Here is a 21,305-nt window from a genome sequence, read left to right as displayed (position 1 = left end):
AAAAGATGTTTTAAATAGAAGTAGATTATATGATGATCAGGCGGCAGACAATTGTTGCTGTACAGCCTCCTGTTTGTTGCGGTTAGTAAACTGATTTTTTTCTCTGAAAGCTTTCAGGTCTTCCATTAATAAATTTCTCAGTTCGTTATCAAAACGGGTAACTAATTTACTTGTTGCAGGTTTGTTAAAAGCTTTCATAGGTAAATGTTTTGTTGTTGTTTTAGGGGATTTAACAGGTTAAACTATGCAGCCTTTAGGCTGCTTGTATTTTTTGCTTTAATGGCTTTCAGGTCGCTCATCAAAATATTCATCAATTCTTTATCGAAACGATTAACTAATTTGCTGGTAGCTGGTTTTTGGTAAGTTTTCATAGTTCAAATATTTTAAATTTTTTAGTTTTGTTGTTGTTTGTTTTCTTCGTTGTTCTTATCGTTTTCCTGGTTTTCGCTCAGGTTGTCATGTCGGCGTTTTGCCTCTTTGTATTGCCTGGCTATTTGCTCTTTATCCCTTTCGTCAGATGTGTTTTCAGGAGCTTTGGGGTTGTCCCACTCTTTCTCTCCATCCGGCTTTTCAGTTATATCGTCGATCACCATTTTATCTCCGTTTGATAAATAGTATTCCAATTCAATGCCAAACTTTTGCAGTTGAATAAAAAAAATGACATCCGGCGCGATATATTTTTACATTCAAACCAAAAACTTGCAAAAAGGGTTGTTTTATACCGTTTTTAAAAACGGTTCATACTAAATGTGTATGAAAAATCAGTACAGGCTGTTGTTAGAAATAGTCAGCTGGTAACGTTGCGCGTACATAGCTGTCCGTTTTTGAACAATGGGTTGTTCTGTTTAAAGAGCCTGCAAATCCCCCTGAAACAAAAAAGCTCCCTGAAACATCAGGAAGCGGATAGTAAAATAGACAGCCTGTAACTAAACCTGCGGCTGTTCGTCGGGTATAAAATTCATCTGCGATGGGTCAAACGCCACGTAGATCCTTTTCCAGGGCTGGTCGTCTATTAATTTCCACTTGTGGGCGGTGCCTGTAGTATCCAGGGCAATCAGCAGGTCGCCGGGTTTAACAATAAAGGTTTTGCCGGTGCGGGTTTCAAATTCCAGTGTGCCGCTAAGGGTTATCACATATTGCTCGGTAGGGGCGTTATGCCAGTCGTAAAAAGAATGCGGCGGCGACTCCTGAAACCTGATGGATGTGGCCTGGTTAACAATGCCCTGGCTTACGGTGCCGGTTTGGATATGCGAGTGCCCGTCATGGCCGGTATATAATTTATAAGCTTTTATCATTTGCGGGCTAAAGTAACTAATGTGGCTTGCATTAATGTTGCGGCGGGTAATCATTTTTTCAGGTAAGTTTATCCAGCCTGAAATAGCCCAGGTGCACCTCGTCTTCGGTCAGGTTATCTGCCGGTGTTATCTGTATCTGGTACAGATCTTTTAATTCCGGCGATAGCATTTCTTCTATCCGGTAAATATCATCCACATCAATACCATACTTATCATCAATATGCGCGTTTGCCCCCTTCATGCCGGCAATGGTATTGGTACGAAAAAACACCGATTTTTTCGACTGCTGGATAGCCAGCGCACGGTCTGGCTGCACGGTAAGTACTACATAATGCTGTTCTTCTAACTTATTGGGCTGGTAACCGCCCAGGTTTATAAAAAACAGCTTATCTGCAGGTGATCCTTCTGTATCCTGTTTGGGTACTACGTTTATGCGGTAGCCATCTACCGCGTTTACTTCGCGCCAGCCGTCAATATGCAGGCTGGTGCCGGTGTTGCGCCAAAAGGCTTTTATCTGCGGTACCAGCTCTTTTAGGGAATGGGCAATCCCAAAGAAAAAATCGTGCTGCTCTACATGCCTGCCGGGCGCTTTAGAGCCTAAAAGCAGCATATATAATTTCGGTTGTATTACTACTGTTTGCTGCTCGTTCATTCAACTTCAATTTTTAGCATACTGTTTATAATGGTTTCTGATGCCTTTTCGCAAAAATCAAGCCCCGAGTAGTCGGGGTTATAACCAACCATGTAAGGCACTGCCATCATATACAAGCGTTCGTTTAAGGCGCCGTAACTATCTACCGGCTGGAAGCAATCATTTATAGTGATACCCGGTACGTTTAAATAGTAATTGCCGTTACTGTCTGCGTTTACATCATCATTGCCTTTGTCTATTTCTGCCTGCCCTTTAGCTGCATCTTTAAATGTAATTTTTGCAGAACTGATCGTGTGGTTTTGCATAAGCCCCGGATAGGGGAAATCCTGATAATCAAGATGTGGCTGGCCGGTACAATCAATGTATATATTATAATAGGTTGATAGCGGTTTGCCGCCATCATTGGTATAATGGTAAATGGCGCCGCCTTTTTCTACAGGTTCTATATAGCTGTCTTCACCTACGGTTACCAGTTCAAGCAGTCCCGCATCATGCAGGGCAAAGATTTCTTCGCACGAGCTTTGGGGGATATACGCAATCACAATAGATATCAGCGGCATCAGTGTTTTTTGCAGGCGTTGCATATCCTCGGCCGAAAAATGTTTGGCAGGGTAGTTCATGGCAAAGCTTAAAACGCCCAGCATTTCTTTCCAGTAAACAGATCTTTTTTCTTTGATAGATCTTTCAGCTTCTGCATATTCGGCTTTCATCAGCTCAAAAGGGTCGGCGCTTTCACGCAAGGCCATCATCGCCTCTACAAACTCTTCCATGCGCATCTCTTTGATGGATTCATAAAATTCAGGATCCTTTTCTTTAAAGATCAATTTAAAATCCTGCTCAAAAATAAAATCGAGCGATAAAAAGCCGTCGTTTGCCTGTATATGCGCATCAATCTCCGGTTTGGTCAGTAACGCATTATTTTGCAGGTGCGAATCTTCCAGGTGAAACCTTACTGCAGGCAACAAGCCATTGCGGGAATGCAGCACCAGTTTAAAACCTGCGCTGCCTGCAGCTAACTGATAGGTTAGTTTACCCGCGGTGTTTTTTGAATAGGCGCCGTTGTGGCGGGCAAGCGTACGGATGGCATCTACCGCGGTAAGCGATGCCCCCCTGATGGCAACCGCATGGTTTACCTTTAAAGCTATTTTTTGCGGCGGATAGGGCGAATCGAAATATCCGGGGATGGTGCGCTCGTGTTTTAGCGGCCAGTTATGCCCGGTGCAAATAATTACCTGGTCGTACACAAATGTTTCGCCGCTTGCAATTTTAACGCCAACCGTGCCTTTTTCAGCATCGTCTGTTACATCGCTTATGTTACTGTTGTAACGGATGTTAAAGCTGATGCCCGCCTCTTTTGCCTTTTGTTGTAACAGGGTGAATTGCGTTTCGAGGTACTGGCCAAACAACAGGCGCGGCAGCACTTTGTAATCATTAAATTTTGCCGGGTCAATATGGAATTTATGCAGCGTATCGCGATGGACGGTTTTTATCCAGTCTGCCAGGGGGGTAACCAGCTCAGGTATCTCGTTGCCGGATACATTGGTTACATGCTCGTCGTTAGCGCCCTCGTGGCTATAGGGCATCCCTGCGCCCAACTGTTTCTTTTTTTCAAAAATGTCGATCTCAAAATGGGTGCAGTTGGCATCCACCAGTCTTTTAAACATAAATAAACCACTTGGGCCGCCGCCAAGTATGGCTATCCGCTTTCTATCTTTAAACATGTCGGGCATCTAAGTGTGAATATGATATGTTTAATTAAAAAGTGCTGTAATTGTTTTATAACGATAAAGTTTATTTATAAAGAAGCTAACTCAAGCTATAATCAAATCATCTTTTGCTGGTTTTCTATTTGTTTTTAACACCCGCTAATGTGTAGCTTTAAATTTTTACACCTATTATGAAAAATATTTTACTGCAACTGCTGCTGGCTTTGATTTGCGTTGGCGCATCTGCACAGCAAACAATTGTTAAATACCTTTCGGGCCGTGATAAGGACCATACCGTACAGTGGGATTTTTACTGTACCGGCGGCAGAAAAAGCGGCCAATGGTCAAAAATTGCGGTCCCCTCTAATTGGGAGCAGCAGGGTTTTGGCACCTACAACTACGGGCACGATAAAGTGAAGAGTAACGAGCAGGGCTTGTATAAATACGAATTTTCGTCTGCCGGGTTCGGGGGCAAAAAAATATTTATTGTTTTTGAGGGATCGATGATCGATACGCGGGTACTCATCAACGGCAAGCTGGCAGGCCCGGTACACCAGGGGGGCTATTACCGGTTTAAGTATGATATTACCGCTTTGCTTAAACCCAATGGTAAAAACCTGCTGGAGGTTACCGTTGATAAAAACTCCGCCAATTCATCTGTAAACGATGCCGAACGCCGTAACAGCGATTTTTGGGTGCTGGGCGGTATCTTCCGTCCGGTGTATCTGGAGATAGTGCCCCAAACCTTTATAGACAGGGTGGCCGTAAATGCCAAAGCCGACGGCTCTTTCCAACTGGATGTATATCCCGGTAATTTAAAGGGCGGCGAAACTATCCAGGCGCAGGTAAAAAAGCGCAACGGCCAAAGCGTAGGTAAACCTATGGTAGTTAAAGCCGGTGGCGCAGCAGAATTTACGCAGTTAAAGGGCAACTTTACCCGGCCTTTATTATGGAGTGCCGAGTTTCCTAATCTTTACCAGGTAGTGGTTACTTTAAAAAAAGGCAACGCGGTTGTTCACCGGGTTACACAAAAGTTTGGTTTCCGTACGGTGGAGCTGCGGGCTAACGATGCTTTTTATGTAAATGGTGCAAAGGTGATCTTAAAAGGCAGCAACCGCCACAGCTTTTGGCCGGAAACCGGCCGCACCCTGAGCCATCAGGTGCATTTAACTGATGCCGGCCTGATGAAGGAAATGAATATGAATGCCGTGCGCATGTCGCACTACCCGCCCGACCAGGATTTTCTGGATGTATGCGATTCGGTAGGGTTGTATGTGCTGGATGAGCTTACCGGCTGGCAGGCAAAGTACGATACAATTGTGGGCCGCAAACTGGTGAAAGAACTGGTGGTGCGCGATGTAAACCACCCATCCATCGTGTTTTGGGATAACGGCAACGAGGGCGGCTGGAACAGGGGCCTGGATAACGATTACGACCTGTACGACCCGCAAAAGCGTACGGTGATACACCCCTGGGAAAAATTTAACGGCACCGATACCAAACATTATCCCGATTATAAATATGTAAGCAATGTGGTTGCCACAGGGCAGGAAGTGTTTTTCCCTACCGAATTTATGCACGCGCTTTATGACGGCGGGGCCGGGGCCGGGCTTGATGATTTCTGGAACCTGATGATGAAACACCCGCATTTAGGCGGCGGTTTTATCTGGGCTTTTTTAGATGAGGCGATCATCCGTACCGATAAGGACGGCGCTTATGATGCTGACGGTAACCACGCGCCCGACGGTATTGTTGGCCCGCACCGCGAAAAGGAAGCCAGCTTTTATACCATCAAAGAGATCTGGTCGCCGGTGTATATCGGGCAGCAGGCCATCAGCAATGAATTTAACGGGAAGATCCCTGTTGAGAACCGGTATGCCTTTACCAACCTTAACCAGTGTACCTTTAAATGGCAACTGGTTAAATTCCCACAGGCAAAAGCTAAAACTACCGTAGCTGCTGTAGTGGCTGCAGGTACAATTGCAGCGCCCGATATTAAGGCTGGCGAAAAAGGCATGCTGCTTTTAAACTTACCGGCCGCCTGGCAAAATAACGATGCCTTGTATCTTACCGCAACCGGCCCGGATAAAAAGGAAATATTTACCTGGAGCTGGGCCATCGCCGCACCGGCAGCTATAGCGGCAAAAGCAGTTATGGTTGCGGGTAAAGCTGCCGTTTCTGCAACCCAAAACGGCAGCTCGGTTATTGTTACATGCGATGGTATAAGCTATTATTTTGATACAACCACCGGGTATATTCAAAAGGTGGTTAAGCCACTGGGCACAGTATCGTTATCGGGCGGGCCTGTTTTGGCAGGTGTTAATACGCAGCTAAAGGAGTTTAAGCACCAGGCGGCCGGCAACAAATATTATGTTGAAGCCGATTACCAGGGCGATGCACCACTACATATTAAATGGACCTTTGAAACCGGGCGCCCGGTTAAGCTGGAATACCGGTACACCCGGCAAGGCGACGCTGATTTTATGGGCATCACCTTTAATTACCCCGAAGAAAAAATTACGGGCATGAAATGGCTGGGCCGCGGGCCTTACCGCGTTTGGAAAAACAGGCTTAAAGGCCAGGCACTTGGCGTTTGGCATAAGGCATACAACAATACCATTACCGGCGAAACCTGGGGATACCCGGAGTTTAAAGGCTACCATGCCGAAGTGAACTGGGCGGTAATAGAAAATAAAGAAGCGCCCTTTACGGTTTATACGGAAGATAAGAATATGTACCTGCAGATGCTTAAACCCGCACGGGAAAAGGATGCGCTTGCCAATAACAACGTAGAGCCGCCATTTCCGGGGGGCAGCATCGGTTTTTTGAACGCTATTGCGCCCATAGGCACCAAGTTTCAGCCGGCAGAGGTGCTGGGCCCCCAAAGCCAGAAAAACCATGCATCCGGCCGGCCCGTAAACGGCACCCTTTGGTTTGATTTTAAGTAAAGGGATTTTAAATAAACCTAAAAGGGCCGCATCATGTACACGATGCGGCCCTTTTACGTATTTAGCTGTATATTAAAAGGTGTACTTTAAACCCAGGCCGGGGGCAAGGGCTGGTTACTATTTTAATTTTTATTTCTTAACCTGGCATTGGTACCCTTACAGCCGAGATACTTCGCGTTTTGGATTTATTTTATTATCTAAGCTGAATAGGTATTGTTCTTTGTAGGAATAATAATTAACTATATTTTAAATCATGTATAAATACTTACTTTAAAAATTGCGGGAATTACCTGATTTTAAAATAGTTGTTGCTTTGTTGCTTATTGGTTTGTAAGTTTATTGCAGTACGCAACCATCTATGAAAAATATTAATTCGCGCTTAAAAGTGATCGCGCTTTCTGCAATAGCAATGCACAACGGGATAAGAGTACCGGCAATAAAAAACCACGCCCTCCCTGCCTGTAGCACTTATTGTTTATAAGGTAACAACCAATAAAATACTGATGACATGCCGCGAAATCGGCAATTAAGAAACTTTTGGCCAAAGTAAAGGAGCATGCACTTTAACACTACATGCCGCCAAATTGCCGGGGCGTGGTATCGGCAAAACTAAATAATTAATAAATATTTTTTGCTACGAAAAAGTTTGAGAAATTAAGCAGAGGAGAAATGAAGAATGTGTTAGGTGGTAATATGCCACTGCCGGGAGCTACTTGTAAATGGACTTGGGCTGGAGGGCCTAATTGTGCATCAGGAACAACAACTCAAAGTTGTCCTGGTTCGGCCGAGAGCTGTCAAACCGGTGCAGATAACAACTGTAATAATAATGATTGTTGCAAGGATGTAGACTGCCGTTAATAAGTATAGTGAGTTTGGCAATGGTCGTCTTTTGTAATTGCTTTAATCTTTATTACAGCTATCTTATTAGTCGATTATTACCAAACTCATTTTTGATTAAATCCGTCTAAAGCTATGTAGCCTGTAATTCTCATTATTTATGATGACAAAATTTAAAATCACGCTGTTTTTACTTGTGTTCTGTTTTACGATACTGGCATTTGCACAAAAACCCGTTACCGTTGTTTTCAGGTACAATCCCGATTCACTCAAAAAAGATTCCTTTTATTTATCTCTTAAAAGGCCATTCGATCTTCAATCTTTTGGCCAGTACCATGACTATCCGGAAAAAGTTGTTTCGGTAAGCCACCATAAAAATTATACTGAAACGATTTGCCAATATAACGTAACAGATACTACTTGTGCATATTTAAGTACTGGGTTTGGTTACAAAACTTTTATTATATCGGGCGATACGTTGATGGTAAATATTAACAGCAATGACAAACCGGCAGTTAAAATACAGGGGAAATACGCCCGCCCCTGGTTTCACGACATAAGCATAGAAGGTAAAAACAGGTTTACTTATGCCCTTTTTGATTCGTTGGCCAATGTTGGTGGCGTACTGGGCTGGAGTGGGGATGTGGCATACAGCCAGGCCAAAGATTTGCCGGGTTTTTGCAAACTTGTAAACGACAGGTATAAGGTAAGGCTGTTGTTTTTAGAAAAGTATAGCAGCGAGCATCATATAGCAAACACTTATGTAAACCTTGCTAAAGCCGAAATTTATGCCTCTTTTATAAATAATTTGCTGAGGCCGTTATTTACAAGAGGTATCGATTTACATAGTTATCCTTCCCCCTATCAGGGAATTTTGTTAACGTCCAGGTTTGCAGATCCATCTCTATATTTTAAAACAAGTGTGTACGGACAAACTGCATATTTGCATACGTCTTCCATTTCGCGGCAAAACACCGGGGCAAAACCTTTTGATGATCATGATTTAATTTCCATTTATGACCTGATCAAAAAAAGCTACCCGGACACGATAAAAAACCATTTATTAACCGTACATCTTTCTACTTTTTTGGGAAACCCCAATTTGATATACCCTTCTTTCGATTCTCTTTTAACCGATTTTAAAGCCGTATGTAAAAACAACCTGTACATCCGTTTCTTAGACTCATCATTTACTGTAAAAAAGAGCCAGATATTTAAAAAATACACTCTGGAGGAAGCGATGTCATCCCGGATGAAAGATATAAATGGTAGTGCTATAACCGTAAAAACTGTTTTCAAATCAAGGCCGGTGCTTATTATTTGCTGGGCAAGCTGGTGTGGCCCATGCATCAGGGAAATGCCGTTTGAAAAAAAGCTCCAGGAACAATTCAAAGGTAAAGTTGATTTTATTTATCTTTCCTTCGACAAAAACAAAGGCGCGTGGGAGGGTAAATCAAAAGAATTAAATATGGATTTAAACAACTACTTGCTAACAAACTATTTCACATCAGATTTTGCAAAATTTTATCAAATATCCTCTTTACCTTTTTACCTGCTTTATGATAAGCAAGGCCAAAAAGTTGAACTCAATAATTTAAGGCCATCAGAAGCTACATTTGCAGATATTTTGAAGAAATTAGCTAATTAGTGTAAAGTTCAATTAAAACCTTTGTACCGTAAGTAAATGCTAAAAATTTTAATTAATATAATCAGCTTTATGATGTTTAGTAATAAGTAAACAAGCTGCATTACATACAGCTTACTTACTTATCTCAAACAAAGTTAAAAGGTGTACTTCAAACCCAGGCCGGGGGCAAGGTCAAAGAAAGGGCCGGTGGCCAGTTCAAGGCGGGGGTTAAGGTCAAGGCTAAAAGCGAAGGGGGCATCGGGCAATTTATATTCCAGGCCTAAAACGCCATCGGCGCCAAGTAAAATGTGGCTGTCGTTATAAACGTTATCATCGCTGCCAAAGCGCTTGTAAACACCTTTACCAACCGACCCTAAGTGGGCGCCGAAGCCATAATAAAACTTAAGCAGGGGTGTATTAAATGCAGTTTGGTGCAATTCGTACAAGCCGGTTATCACAACGCCGTGGCTGCGGATGCCCAAAATACCTTCCAGGGCGGTGGTGCTGTTCATAAAGTATTTAACAGACGGGCCGTTTTCATAAGCACCAAATTTTAAGCCGACGGCCGTTTTGTAATCCTGCGCCTGCAACCGGTTTGCTGCGAATAAAAAAGCGGTAAGCAGTAAGGCGGTAAAGGTAAATTTTTTCATTACGGGTAGTTTTTGTTTGGTGAATGGCGCTGCCATCCACAGTAAATAAATTAATAAAGCTAAGTAACGGCAAAAAGTACTTTTTATGCTTTATAAATTAGCAATTGCGCAATAATAGGGTAAACTGCCCGCTTACCGTAAAAAAAAATCAACATTACCACATTGTATTTGTAGTGCAAAATGCATTAATTGCCGTTAATAACATTTGTTAAACATGAATTTGAACCCCAAAGCAGCCTTTACCATAACCGCCGCATTTGTTTTTTACAGTGCATTAACCTGTGCACAGGTGCCAGCCAACAGCAGCCCGGCATACCGCAAGGGAATGGTAGTTTGCGCCTATCCGGATGCTGCAAAGGCCGGTTTGGATATTTTAAAAAAGGGCGGTAATGCGGTAGATGCCGCAGTGGCCGTGCAGTTTGCATTAGCGGTTACTCACCCGCAGGCCGGTAATATTGGCGGCGGCGGTTTTATGGTGTATCGCCCGGCAAAGGGCAGGCCCAACACGCTCGATTTTAGGGAGAAGGCGCCCGCTGCCGCCAGTGCCGGTATGTACCTGGATGCTAAAGGCAATGTGATACCCAATAAAAGTTTATATACGCACCAGGCATCGGGTATCCCCGGCTCTGTTGACGGGATGGTGCAGGCGCATCAAAAGTATGGCAGGCTAAAATGGGCAGCGCTTGTGCAGCCTGCGGTTAACCTGGCCCTTAAAGGTTTTAAGATGACCAAACGCCTGGCGACAGATATTAACCGTAACGATTCTGTTTTTAAAAGCCTTAACCCCGGCAAAAGGTACCTGATGAAAGATACCCCCTGGCAACAGGGCGATACCCTGATACAGCAAGACCTGGGCGAAACCCTGGCCCTCATTCGTGATAGGGGCCGCGCCGGCTTTTATGATGGTAAGGTAGCCCGCCTCCTGATAGCCGAAATGCAGGCCGGTAAAGGTATTTTTACCTTAAAAGATCTGCAGCAGTACCACTCGGTATGGCGTAAGCCGGTTGTTGGGCAATACAAAAGCTATCAGATCATTACCATGCCGCCGCCCTCCAGCGGGGGGATAGCCTTGCTGCAGCTGCTGCAATCGGTACAAAAGTACCCGCTGCACCGGTATGGATTTAACAGCGACAGTACCGTGCAGCTGATGGTAGAGGCCGAGCGCCGGGTGTATGCAGATCGTTCTAAATACCTGGGCGACCCCGATTTTTATAAAGTACCTGCAGACAGCCTGCTGAGGCCCGGCTACATTGCCGCCCGAATGCAAACCTTTAACTGGGATGCCGCCACGCCAAGTGCCAGCATCCGGCCCGGTACCTTTGCAGGTTATGAAAGCGACCAAACCACCCATTTTTCTATAGTTGACGGGGAGGGTAACGCGGTATCCATCACCACTACGCTTAACGATAGCTTTGGATCGAAGATTTTTGTGAAAGGCGCCGGCTTTTTACTCAACAACGAGATGGATGACTTTAGCGCGAAACCGGGTGTGCCCAATATGTATGGCCTGGTGGGGGGCAAGGCCAACAGCATCCAGCCGGGTAAGCGCATGCTATCGTGCATGACACCCACCATCGTGCAAAAAAATGGTAAACTTTTTATGGTGGTGGGCACCCCCGGCGGCTCAACCATCATAACCTCGGTATTCCAAACCATACTAAACGTAATAGAATTTGATATGGATATGCAGCAGGCTGTTGCGGCAAAGCGGTTCCATCATCAATGGCTGCCGGATGAGGTATATACCGAGGCTGATGCCATAAATGATACCGTGAAAGAAAAACTCACTAAAAAAGGCTATAAAATAACCCCCAGAGGAGCGATAGGCCGGGTAGACGGAATATTGATAACCCCAAACGGTTACCGGGGCGGTGCCGACCCACGCGGGGATGATACGGCGGAGGGGTGGTGATAAATTGATAGTTGATTAAAGAAGAGAATAGAGATTGGTGTTTGGTGACGCGTTTTGTAACGTATGCTTAACTACTCACTAATCTCTACGCACCACTCACTAAAAAAACGTTATGTTTGTTGCGTTATGCGAAGCAGTGTAAAACACCAGGAAACAATTGATTACTTTTTAAAGATCGTTTGGCAAACCGTTGCCAACCGGTATAACCAGTTGGTTACCGAGTTTGGTATCACACAATCCATCGGTTATTTGCTCATTAATATCGATGAAGAGGGCACAACCGTATCGCAGGCTGCTGCGTTGCTTGGCCTTAAATCAACCAGTTTATCGCGGATGCTCAACCAACTGGAGCAAACCGGCCTGATTTACCGCGAATCTAACAAAGGCGACAAACGCTCGGTAAAAATATACCTGACAGACCTGGGCAAAGAGAAGCGCCAGCTTGCCAAAAACGTTGTAAAACAATTTAATAACTATCTTAACGCCCACATCAGCGATGCTGATAAGCAGTATTTAACAGAAATGCTTAAAAAAATCAATCAGCTTACACTTAATTATAAACCCTGAACGTTAGCATTTAGCTAAAGCTATTTGTTAAAAAGTGTTAACCTGCTGGTTTTGCGATTTAAAACAATAAATTTGCCCTTTATAAATTGAATGAACAGGATACTGTTGATATTATTATTGTGTGCCGCCGGCTTCACATCCTGTAAAAAGGGGTTCGACGAGGTTGCCGAAGAACGGGTGCAGGCAGAAAAAGACGATAAAATTATACAGGATTATATCAGCGCCCAAAATTTAACGGGTGTGCAGCGTGTAGATAGCGCAGGCATCCAAACCGGCGTTTACTATATTGTGCTTGATGAGGGGAGCGGCAATACGCTGTTTACAAACTCTACCCGCATAACGATAGATTATACCGCCAAAAAACTGGCCACCGGCGAAGTGTTTGCCCAAAGCAATAACTTCCATCCGTCGTTTGCGCTGGGAGATGTTTTAAGGGCCTGGCAACTGGCCGTACCCAAAATAAAAAAGGGCGGAAAGATCAGGATCCTGTCGGCATCGCGGTATGCCTACGGGCCCTATGAGCAGCCCGATATAAATTTACCCGCCAACAGCGTGGTTGATTTTGAGATTGAACTTTTAGATGTAACGAACTGATTTTAGATGAAACAAAAGATTTTTACTTTTTTATTGATAGCAGCAGCCGGTTTAAGCGCTTGTAAAAAACTCGAAGAGCAGCCCACTATAAAGGTGTTTGATGATCAGCAGATACAAAGTTATGTAGCTGCCAACAGCATTGCCGGGCTTACCAAAGATGAAAATTCGGGCATTTACTACAAGGTGTTGTCACAAACCACATCGGGCGCCGATAGCATCAAATATTCCGACGAGGTATTGATCGTTTACACGGTTAAAACCTTAGATGGCAAGTACGTTTCTTCTGATACCATAGCTAACCACTTTTACAGTTATCTGGGTCAGTTATCCTTTAAAAATGCTACAACAGGCTTTGGGTATCCTATAGGCCTGCAATTGGCCATACACGATCTGCTTAGATATAAAGGCAGTATGCGCTTGCTTATCCCATCTAACCTGGCTTACGGGGTAAATGGTTTTGGTACAGGCAGTGTTACCAATACCAATACACGCATTGGCGGTAACCAAAGCCTTGATTATTATGTAAATGTGATCAAAGACCAGAATGCTTACGACGACCAGGTGATCAAAAATTACATAGCAGCTAAAAACTTAACCGGCTTTGTTAAAGATCCGCTGGGCTATTATTACAAGATCAATACACAGCCTACCGGCACCATTGGCGAGATCAAAGATTTTAGTAACGTTACCGCTACTTACCAGGGATATTTATTAAACGATGTAGCCTTTGATATAAACAGTGTAACATCTGCCGCTACTTTAGTCCCTTTCTCTTTGGTTGATGGGGTTAAGGATGCCATGCTTAAACACGTTGCTACAGGCACTAATATTACACTGCTGATACCATCCTCTTTAGGCTATGGTTTACCGTCATCAGGCGTGCCTCCAGCTTCTATACTTAAATTTGATTTTAACGTAACCGGCGTTACACAGCCGTAATAAGTTATTTACTTAAAGCCTCTTTAAATACTTTAAGGCACCTGTCCCGCGCGAAAGCGTGGTCTACAATGGGTTTTGGATACTTGCTGAAGTCGGCATATTCCGGGACCCATTTTTTTACGTATTCCAGTTTCGGATCAAACTTTTTCAACTGGCTATCCGGGTTAAATATCCTGAAATAAGGCGCCGCATCCGTACCGCTGCCGGCCGCCCACTGCCAGCCGCCTACGTTGCTGGCCATTTCATAATCCAGCAGTTTGCGGGCAAAGTAGCGTTCGCCCCAGCGCCAGTCTATCAGCAGATCCTTACTTAAAAAGCTGGCAACCACCATGCGCACCCGGTTATGCATGTAGCCGGTGGCATTCAGCTCGCGCATGCCGGCATCCACCATCGGGAAACCGGTTTCGCCCTTGCACCAGGCCTCAAATTGCTGCTCATCGTTCACCCATTTAATGCGGTCATATTCCGGGCGGAAGGCGTGGTCCATCGTTTGCGGAAAATGGTAGAGTATCATCATATAAAATTCCCGCCATATCAATTCGTTCAGCCAGGTTTTTTCATCAGCTTTGTAAGCATCCCTTGCGCAGCGCCTGATGCTTACCGTACCGAAACGCAGGTGCACCCCCACATGCGAAGTGCCCGTAATGGCCGGGAAATCGCGGTTTTTGGCATAATCGGCAATTACCCTGTCGTACTCTTTCTCCGGGTAATCAATCTCGCTTTTTACAAAGCCCATCTCTTTTAAGGTGGGTATTGCCGGCGCTTTAAACTGCAGCAGGTTTTTTAAATATTTTTCGCTGGGGTAGGCCTTCAGGTAAAACGGCTTTAACTTTTGGTACCATTTATTTTTGTAGGGCGTATAAACGGTATAGGGCTTGCCATCATCTTTGGTTACCTCGCTTTTTTCAAAAATTACCTGGTCTTTATAGGTTTTAAACTCAATATTGTGTTTGGCCAGCAGTTGTTTTATCTCGCCGTCGCGGTTTTTGGCATAATCGGGCTCATAATCATGGTTGGTGTACACTGCCGCTACGTTGTATTCTTTGATCAGCTTTGCCCAGGCATGCTCCGGTTTATCATAAACTACCAGTAAGCTGCTATGGTGCTTCTGGCATTCTTTATTGATCTCATCAATGGCTTTGTAAATAAAGCTTACGCGGGCGTCGTCCTTATCCTCCAGCTTATCTAATATCTCCCGGTCAAAAATAAATAATGTAAGCACGGGGTTGCCGCTTTTAAGGGCATGGTAAAGCCCGGCGTTATCTTCTGTCCGCAAATCGCGGCGAAACCAAAAAACGCTTACAGGGGTATTTTTATCCATAAATTTCTTTTAATGCCGATGCTACATCATTGTATTTAAATTGATAGCCGGCATCTTCTATTTTTTGCGCCGATGTGCGTGTGCTGCCCAAAACCAGCGTGCTTAATTCGCCAAACAGTATTTTTATTAAAAACGCCGGCACTTTTGGCGCCCATAACGGCCTGCGCAACTGTTTGGCTACGGCCTGTGTAAGCTGTTGGTTGGTTACCGGTATGGGGGCTGCCATGTTATATACCCCGCTTAGGGCTTTGTTACCGAGGCCAAACAGGTATATATCTATTACATCCCGGTGATGGATCCACGATACCCATTGTTTGCCGCTGCCCAGGGGTGAGCCTACTGCCAGCTTTACAGGCAAGGCCAGCTGCGGCAAAGCGCCGCCTTCGGTAGTAAGCACCACACCGGTACGGAACTTTAAGATCCGCAGGTCGAATTCCTTGCCGGCGTCAACCGCTTCTTCCCACGCTATGCAGCACTCGCCCATAAAATCATGCGCGGGCGGTGCGGTTTCTGTAAGCACCTCGTCGCCCCGGTCGCTGTAGTAACCAATGCCCGATGCCGAAATAACCGTATTTACTTTGTGGGCCTTTTGGCGCATTAAGCCATAAATAAGCCCTATGGATCGGGTGCGGCTTTCAATGATCTCTTTCTTGCGCGTGTCCGTCCACCGTTTATCGGCAATACCGGCGCCTGCCAGGTGGATGATGGCATCTACACCATCAATGCAATGCTCATCTATTTTGTTGTTGGGCACATCCCATAAAAAGGTTTTAACCTTTGGGTTTTTACCCGGGCTGCGGCTTAAATGGCTAACGTTGTGCCCGGCATCTAAAAGCGCTTTGGTTAGCTGCCTGCCCAGTAAGCCCGAACCACCGGTGATGAGGATATTTTGATTACCCATGGATGTTTTTAATATTTTATAATCAATAAGTTGAATTTATAACTCTCCCATCATTGCAATGGCTTTTTTACCATGTCCTGGTGAGCCTGTCGAACCATTAGCCGCTTTGCCAGGTCTTCGACAGGCTCAGACTGACATTTTTTTACCATGTCATGGTGAGCCTGTCGAACCATTAGCCGCTTCGCCAAGTCTTCGACAGGCTCAGACTGGCATTTTTTTACCATGTCCTGATGAGCCTGTCGAACCATTAGTCGCTTTGCTAAGTCTTCGACAGGCTCAGACTGACATTTTTTTACCATGTCATGGTGAGCTTGTCGAACCATTAGCCGCTTTGCCAGGTCTGCGACAGGCTCGGACTGACATTTTTTACCATGTCCTGGTGAGCCTGTCGAACCATTAGCCGCTTTGCTAAGTCTGCGACAGGCTCAGACTGACATTTTTTTACTATGTCCTGGTGAGTCTGTCGAACCATTAGCCGCTTTGCTAAGTCTTCGACAGGCTCAGATTGACAAGTTCGGCAAGCATTTGCCATCCACCATTAACTTTCTTTAAAATCTGTTATTCGTTTGGCCATTCCTTTAAATATAAAAAGATGGAAAGGCCACATAATGTACCAGTATAGCCTGCCCCATAAACCGCGCGGCCTAAATGTAGCAATTTGGCTAAGGAAGGTTTGGTTGTGGCGTTCAATAATTTTAAATTCCAGCCAGGCTTCGCCGGGCAGTTTCATTTCGGCATACAGCAGCAGGCGGTTGTTAATTTTATCGGCAAGCAGCACCCGCCAAAAATCAATTACATCGCCCGGCGATACGCTGATGTTGCTGGTGCGCCCCCGCCTGGAGCCTACGCCGCCAAAAAGCTTATCTAAAAACCCGCGGATGCTCCAGATCCAGTCCCAGTAATACCAACCGCGGTTGCCGCCAATAGCCATAATGTTTTTCAGCACCTCGTCGCTATCGCGCTTAAAGGGCTGTTTAACTTTGTATTCCAGCGTGCCGTTTTGCGGCACCTTTATCTGGTCCATAAAGCCCGAGGTAAGATAGCCGTTATTCAGGGCATCCTTCCAGCTGCTTACGATGGAGTTTTGTTCTATCTTTTCAAACGCCAGCTTCAGGGCTTCTTCATACCTAAGGCAGTGGCGTTTTACCACGGTATCAATATCGTGGTTTTTCATGATGGTTTCGTTCTTCATACTATCTACCAGGCTTTGTGCAAGCGAATAGCTGGTAGAGGTAACAAAGTACAGCCAGTACGATGATATTTTGGGCGACAGGAACGGGATAGTGATGATATACCGCTTTAGCTTACGCACCCCGGCATAGGTAAGCATCATTTGTTTAAAGGTGAGGATATCCGGCCCGCCAATATCAAATGTTTTATGATAAGCGGCATCGTTTAGCAACACGCCCTCCAGGTAGCCCAGCACATCGCGGATGGCAATAGGCTGGCATTTGGTATTTACCCACCGCGGCACGGTCATCACGGGGAGTTTCTCGGTCAGGTCGCGGATGATCTCGAAAGAGGAACTGCCCGAGCCTATGATAATGGCAGCACGCAAAACGGTTAATACGGCCTTGCTTTTTCGCAATACATCTTCTACATGCCTGCGCGAGAGCAGGTGGTTGGATAGTTCGCTATCGTTAGTGATGCCGCTTAAGTAGATTACCTGCTTGCAATTTGTTTTATTGATGGCCTGCACAAAGTTATGGGCCGACAGGGCCTCTAACTGGGCAAAATCATCAGATTGCGCCATAGAATGCACCAGGTAATATGCGGCGTCAACATCATCGGGCAGGGTTTCTATACTATCTTCCTTCAGCAAGTCGCCAGTAAGCAGGGTTACCCGGTCGCTGTAGTCGTTCTGTTCATGAAAGCGGCGCTTATCGCGCACCAGGCAAACCACGGTATGGCCTTTATCCAGCAAAACGGGGATGAGGCGGGTCCCGATATATCCATTAGCACCGGCAAGTAACACTTTCATGCTATCAGCAACAATAAATAACCAAGGGTGTTTTTAATGAACCCATTTAAGCGGAGAAATTAAATTTAACGTAAACTATTAAAGTAACAATATGGCTACTGTTGCCCTTGGGCGGATGTTTTTTTGGTTTTAGAATGATTTGGCAGAAGGTATTTTAAGTTAACAGTGACCATATTTCCCCAAAATGTTCGGCTTTTCCCCATTTATCCGTTTACCATACCCGAAACTTTTATCCGATAGATACCGTATATAGGCATAATACGGTGTTTAAGTTAATAATTGCAGGCGTGGCAAAATTATTGTTTAACAAATAATACAATTAGTTAACCTAACACTTTCTATTGCAAAAGAAATGTTAACACAAGATTTTCAACAATTAATTATCTTCTTTATCTGCAGTGTATTTATTTTGCTGATAGCTGCAGGGATGTATTGCCGCCAGCGCTCAAACGCGTACATAGGCACCGGCCGCGTAAATGATATCGAGGCCTGGTACCTGCGCGCAAATATTGCATGGGTTTCTACCGCATGCCTGTCTTTAGCCTTAGTTATCAGGTTTATATAATTTTTTAGTGCTTTACAGGGCTTCCGCTTCCACGTGGGGTTTAAAGGTATTGGTTTTAACCCTGGCCTGCAGTTCGTGCAGTATATTATAAAGGCCAAAGTTGGTGCGGTTTACATAAATAAAGTGCTTAACCCCGCGGGCCTGTTTAAATTCGGGCATCTTAGCTACCTTTTCGCCAAAACCAAACAGGTCGTCAAAAAAGGCTTTTTTACCAAAATCAAATTCACTGGTAATGTAGGGCTTGGCAAATAAGCTTATCATTTGCTTGTACATGGTGTAGTAAAACTCTATTTGCGCCGGGGTATCTTTGGGCAAAATCATCTCCAGCTTGCGAAACGCCCTAATGGTTTCTTCCTTATCATCAAACAGGTTGGTAGAGGTAAGCGAGAAGAAGGGGTAGTAAAAATCATCGGGCATTACCTTGATACAGCCAAAGTCGATACAGCCCAGCTTGCCCTCCGGCGTGATCAGGAAGTTGCCGGGGTGCGGGTCGGCATGCACGGCGCGCAGTTCGTGCTGCTGGTAGTTGTAAAAATCCCAAAGCGCCTGGCCTATCTGGTCGCGCAGTTGCTGCGAGGGGTTGGTGGCCAAAAATTCTTTTAGGTGTTTCCCTTCCAGCCAGCCCATGGTGATAATGCGCTTGCTGGATAGGTCGGGGTAATAATCCGGGAATACCACGTTGTTGAGGTTTTTACAGGCGATAGAAAACTCTATCGAGCGGCGCACCTCCAGTTCGTAATCGGTTTCTTCCAGCAGGCGCTCTTCCACCTCGCGCATGTACACATCCAATTCCTTTTCGCTCATGCCCAGCATCCGGAAGGCAAAGGGTTTTACCAGCTTCAGGTCGGACGAGATCGAGTCGCCCACGCCGGGATACTGGATCTTAACGGCCAGTTTTTTGCCGTTGAGTTCGGCCTGGTGCACCTGGCCTATCGATGCCGCATTGGTAGACCGGATGTTGAACTTATCGTAGATCTGATCGGGGTTTTTACCAAAATACTTTTTAAATGTTTGCACAATAAGCGGCCCCGAAAGCGGAGGCGCATTATATTGCGACTGCGTAAATTTATCCACATAAGGCTGCGGCAGCAGGTTTTTATCCATGCTTAACATCTGTGCCACTTTAAGCGCGCTGCCCTTAAGCTCACTTAAGGATTGATAGATATCCGTAGCATTATCCTCATTCAGCTGCGATTTATCCATATCGGGGTTAAACAGCTTTTTAGAGTAGTGCTTTATATAGTTACCACCAATTTTAAAACCGGTTTTTACAAACTTGGCGCTGCGTTCAACCTTGCTGGTAGGGATACTGTTTTGTTCGTTACTGTTGGGCGTGTTATCGTTCATGTTGCTCAAATAATTGGGCCATGGTATGCAGGCTGATGCCTGTATAATCCTTAATGGCCAGATCGGCTAATTTGCGTACTGTTTGCGCAGGGTGCGCGGTGGTAATGCCCACAACCTTCATCCCTGCGTTATTGCCTGCCTTTAATCCCGATAGGGAATCCTCAAACACCACACATTGCTGGGGGCGGGTGTTTAACGTTTGGGCAGCCTTTAAAAATATTTGCGGTGAGGGTTTAGGCTCGCTTACCATACCGCCGGTGATGATGGCATCAAAGTACCGGCGGATGGGTATGGTGTTAAAAATAAAATCTACATCATCCATGTTTGATGATGTGGCCAGGGCAATTTTAACGCCTGCATTTTTAAGGTCTTTCAGGTACGTTTCAAGGCCGTTTACGGGGCGTAAAAAGGGCGTGAAAGCGGCCTCGTAAAGTTGTTTTTTTTCATTAATCAGGGCTTGTAGTTCTGCCTCGCCGGTATCTTCGCCAAAATACGTTTTCAGGGTATTTAAAATAGGTACACCGCTAATGCCGGTAAGGTAAGTTTCTTTGCTCAGACCGGGCATCCCCCTTTTTTTAAAAAGCTGCTGCCAGGCCTGGTAATGGTAGGGTGTGTTATCTATCAGTGTGCCATCCATATCAAATATGGCGGCTGTTCCCTGCAGCCCGATGTGTTTATCGCTCATTTATATCTAAAAGCCCATCCTTTAATAAATGGTGTGGAGAGGCTTTAAAAGCCCATTTTTTCTTTTAAACCGCCGTTTTTGGCCAGAAATTTACCATATTCAAACAGGTTGTCGATAGGTGAGCGCTGAAACAGGTCGAAGGTTACATTAACGCCTTTTTCTATCGCCTCATCCGTTTTTTCAAAACCCGCCGAATCATCATTGATCCAGAAGTTTAGCACAAAGCCAAATTGCACCCAAAGGGCATCTTTATAACGTTTGCTGAAAAATTTGCGATCGCTTAGTTCCTGGCTTTCAATGCCTTCGTTCAAAACAGTGTCTGCAAAGTTGCCAAATATCTCTTTGGTAGGTTCCAGTACTTTTGGTGTGCCTAGGCTGCGGTGCTTTTTAATACTGTAAACAGCAAAACTGCGGTTGCTTTTTAGCAATTCAAAAAAGCTGTAGAAGAACGACAGGGCCTTTTCACGCGATGAATACTGCGCCCAGACCTCCTGAGCGCGGATCTCACTCAGGGTTTTGCGGCTAAGATCGGCCCATACGCTTTGTTCAACAGCATCAAATGATCCAAAGAAGCGGTAAAATTCCTCCTCGGCCATTTTGTTCTTTTTAGCAAATAAATATACCGACTTTGGCTGCTGCCCTTCGGTCAGTACATAATCTATATAAGCTTTCTGGATACTTTCGGTAGTTGCCATCATGTTTTGTTTTACACAATAAAAATACGGATAACGAACATTTAAAATGTCATCGCTATCTATAATTAAACGGCTTGTTTACA

General features: G+C 45.0%; 20 protein-coding genes. 7 read left to right on the top strand and 13 right to left on the bottom strand.

The window, feature by feature from the left end; genetic code table 11:
- Positions 1–36: 36 nt before the first annotated feature.
- The 6 genes from E2R65_RS19585 to E2R65_RS04400 form a co-directional block, all read right to left on the bottom strand.
- On the bottom strand, positions 37–198 hold the full coding sequence (locus E2R65_RS19585) for a hypothetical protein (protein ID WP_158285213.1): 162 nt from the start codon (positions 196–198) through the stop codon (positions 37–39).
- Between the two features lie 44 nt (positions 199–242).
- Entirely contained in the window at positions 243–371 is a 129-nt protein-coding gene (locus E2R65_RS19890) for a hypothetical protein (protein WP_260171808.1), read from the bottom strand.
- A gap of 21 nt (positions 372–392) precedes the next feature.
- On the bottom strand, positions 393–593 hold the full coding sequence (locus E2R65_RS04415; RefSeq protein ID WP_158285212.1) for a hypothetical protein: 201 nt from the start codon (positions 591–593) through the stop codon (positions 393–395).
- Between the two features lie 333 nt (positions 594–926).
- Positions 927–1,295: an AraC family ligand binding domain-containing protein gene (locus E2R65_RS04410; protein ID WP_134335384.1), complete on the bottom strand. Its 369-nt coding sequence runs from the start codon at positions 1,293–1,295 to the stop codon at positions 927–929.
- 58 nt (positions 1,296–1,353) lie between these two features.
- Positions 1,354–1,947: a DUF1543 domain-containing protein gene (locus E2R65_RS04405; protein WP_134335248.1), complete on the bottom strand. Its 594-nt coding sequence runs from the start codon at positions 1,945–1,947 to the stop codon at positions 1,354–1,356.
- The gene (locus tag E2R65_RS04400; protein ID WP_134335247.1) at positions 1,944–3,668 is read right to left on the bottom strand and encodes an FAD/NAD(P)-binding protein; all 1,725 of its coding nucleotides are present in this window, start codon (positions 3,666–3,668) and stop codon (positions 1,944–1,946) included. The genes E2R65_RS04405 and E2R65_RS04400 overlap by 4 nt, the downstream gene beginning before the upstream one ends.
- Positions 3,669–3,844: 176 nt before the next feature.
- Between E2R65_RS04400 and E2R65_RS04395 the strand changes: the two genes are divergently transcribed.
- Positions 3,845–6,601 carry a glycoside hydrolase family 2 protein gene (locus E2R65_RS04395; RefSeq protein WP_134335246.1) on the top strand — a complete coding sequence of 919 codons (2,757 nt, stop codon included), beginning with the start codon at positions 3,845–3,847 and terminating at the stop codon, positions 6,599–6,601.
- Positions 6,602–7,598: 997 nt separating this feature from the next.
- Positions 7,599–9,086, top strand: coding sequence for a TlpA family protein disulfide reductase (locus tag E2R65_RS04390; RefSeq protein ID WP_134335245.1), 1,488 nt, complete (start codon positions 7,599–7,601; stop codon positions 9,084–9,086).
- A gap of 134 nt (positions 9,087–9,220) precedes the next feature.
- On the opposite strand, the gene E2R65_RS04385 is transcribed toward E2R65_RS04390, so the two are convergent.
- Positions 9,221–9,715, bottom strand: a complete 495-nt coding sequence (locus E2R65_RS04385; RefSeq protein WP_134335244.1) for a hypothetical protein — start codon at positions 9,713–9,715, stop codon at positions 9,221–9,223.
- Between the two features lie 214 nt (positions 9,716–9,929).
- Between E2R65_RS04385 and ggt the strand changes: the two genes are divergently transcribed.
- From ggt to E2R65_RS04365, 4 genes are all read left to right on the top strand, one after another.
- Positions 9,930–11,627 carry a gamma-glutamyltransferase gene (gene ggt, locus E2R65_RS04380; RefSeq protein ID WP_204986272.1) on the top strand — a complete coding sequence of 566 codons (1,698 nt, stop codon included), beginning with the start codon at positions 9,930–9,932 and terminating at the stop codon, positions 11,625–11,627.
- Positions 11,628–11,753: 126 nt separating this feature from the next.
- Positions 11,754–12,194 carry a MarR family winged helix-turn-helix transcriptional regulator gene (locus E2R65_RS04375; RefSeq protein WP_067059510.1) on the top strand — a complete coding sequence of 147 codons (441 nt, stop codon included), beginning with the start codon at positions 11,754–11,756 and terminating at the stop codon, positions 12,192–12,194.
- A 90-nt stretch (positions 12,195–12,284) separates the two neighbouring features.
- On the top strand, positions 12,285–12,788 hold the full coding sequence (locus E2R65_RS04370) for an FKBP-type peptidyl-prolyl cis-trans isomerase (RefSeq protein WP_134335243.1): 504 nt from the start codon (positions 12,285–12,287) through the stop codon (positions 12,786–12,788).
- A 6-nt stretch (positions 12,789–12,794) separates the two neighbouring features.
- The gene (locus E2R65_RS04365; protein ID WP_134335242.1) at positions 12,795–13,727 is read left to right on the top strand and encodes an FKBP-type peptidyl-prolyl cis-trans isomerase; all 933 of its coding nucleotides are present in this window, start codon (positions 12,795–12,797) and stop codon (positions 13,725–13,727) included.
- A 4-nt stretch (positions 13,728–13,731) separates the two neighbouring features.
- Here E2R65_RS04365 and E2R65_RS04360 read toward each other — a convergent pair whose 3' ends face one another.
- From E2R65_RS04360 to E2R65_RS04350, 3 genes are all read right to left on the bottom strand, one after another.
- A complete protein-coding gene (locus tag E2R65_RS04360) occupies positions 13,732–15,048 on the bottom strand; it encodes a cryptochrome/photolyase family protein (protein WP_134335241.1) in 1,317 nt (438 codons plus the stop codon).
- Positions 15,041–15,949, bottom strand: a complete 909-nt coding sequence (locus E2R65_RS04355) for a TIGR01777 family oxidoreductase (RefSeq protein ID WP_134335240.1) — start codon at positions 15,947–15,949, stop codon at positions 15,041–15,043. Before E2R65_RS04355 ends, E2R65_RS04360 begins: the two co-directional genes overlap by 8 nt.
- Positions 15,950–16,487: 538 nt before the next feature.
- On the bottom strand, positions 16,488–17,930 hold the full coding sequence (locus E2R65_RS04350) for an SDR family oxidoreductase (protein WP_134335239.1): 1,443 nt from the start codon (positions 17,928–17,930) through the stop codon (positions 16,488–16,490).
- A 352-nt stretch (positions 17,931–18,282) separates the two neighbouring features.
- Here E2R65_RS04350 and E2R65_RS04345 point away from each other — a divergent pair, with 352 nt between their 5' ends.
- Complete coding sequence (locus E2R65_RS04345; protein WP_134335238.1) at positions 18,283–18,495, top strand: hypothetical protein; 213 nt, start codon at positions 18,283–18,285, stop codon at positions 18,493–18,495.
- A 12-nt stretch (positions 18,496–18,507) separates the two neighbouring features.
- On the opposite strand, the gene E2R65_RS04340 is transcribed toward E2R65_RS04345, so the two are convergent.
- The 3 genes from E2R65_RS04340 to E2R65_RS04330 are packed head-to-tail and all read right to left on the bottom strand — an operon-like array spanning position 18,508 to position 21,225.
- Entirely contained in the window at positions 18,508–19,842 is a 1,335-nt protein-coding gene (locus tag E2R65_RS04340; RefSeq protein WP_134335237.1) for an ABC1 kinase family protein, read from the bottom strand.
- Positions 19,832–20,527, bottom strand: a complete 696-nt coding sequence (locus E2R65_RS04335) for an HAD family hydrolase (RefSeq protein ID WP_134335236.1) — start codon at positions 20,525–20,527, stop codon at positions 19,832–19,834. The genes E2R65_RS04340 and E2R65_RS04335 overlap by 11 nt, the downstream gene beginning before the upstream one ends.
- A 44-nt stretch (positions 20,528–20,571) precedes the next feature.
- Positions 20,572–21,225 (bottom strand): TetR family transcriptional regulator C-terminal domain-containing protein, encoded by a 654-nt coding sequence (locus E2R65_RS04330; RefSeq protein WP_308472306.1) that lies wholly within the window; start codon positions 21,223–21,225, stop codon positions 20,572–20,574.
- Positions 21,226–21,305 lie beyond the last annotated feature (80 nt).

This window comes from Mucilaginibacter phyllosphaerae, from assembly GCF_004378255.1.
In the GTDB taxonomy this organism is placed as follows: Bacteria; Bacteroidota; Bacteroidia; order Sphingobacteriales; family Sphingobacteriaceae; genus Mucilaginibacter; species Mucilaginibacter phyllosphaerae.
Note: the sequence above shows the minus strand (reverse complement) of the source record. Positions and strands in the feature narration are given on the sequence as shown.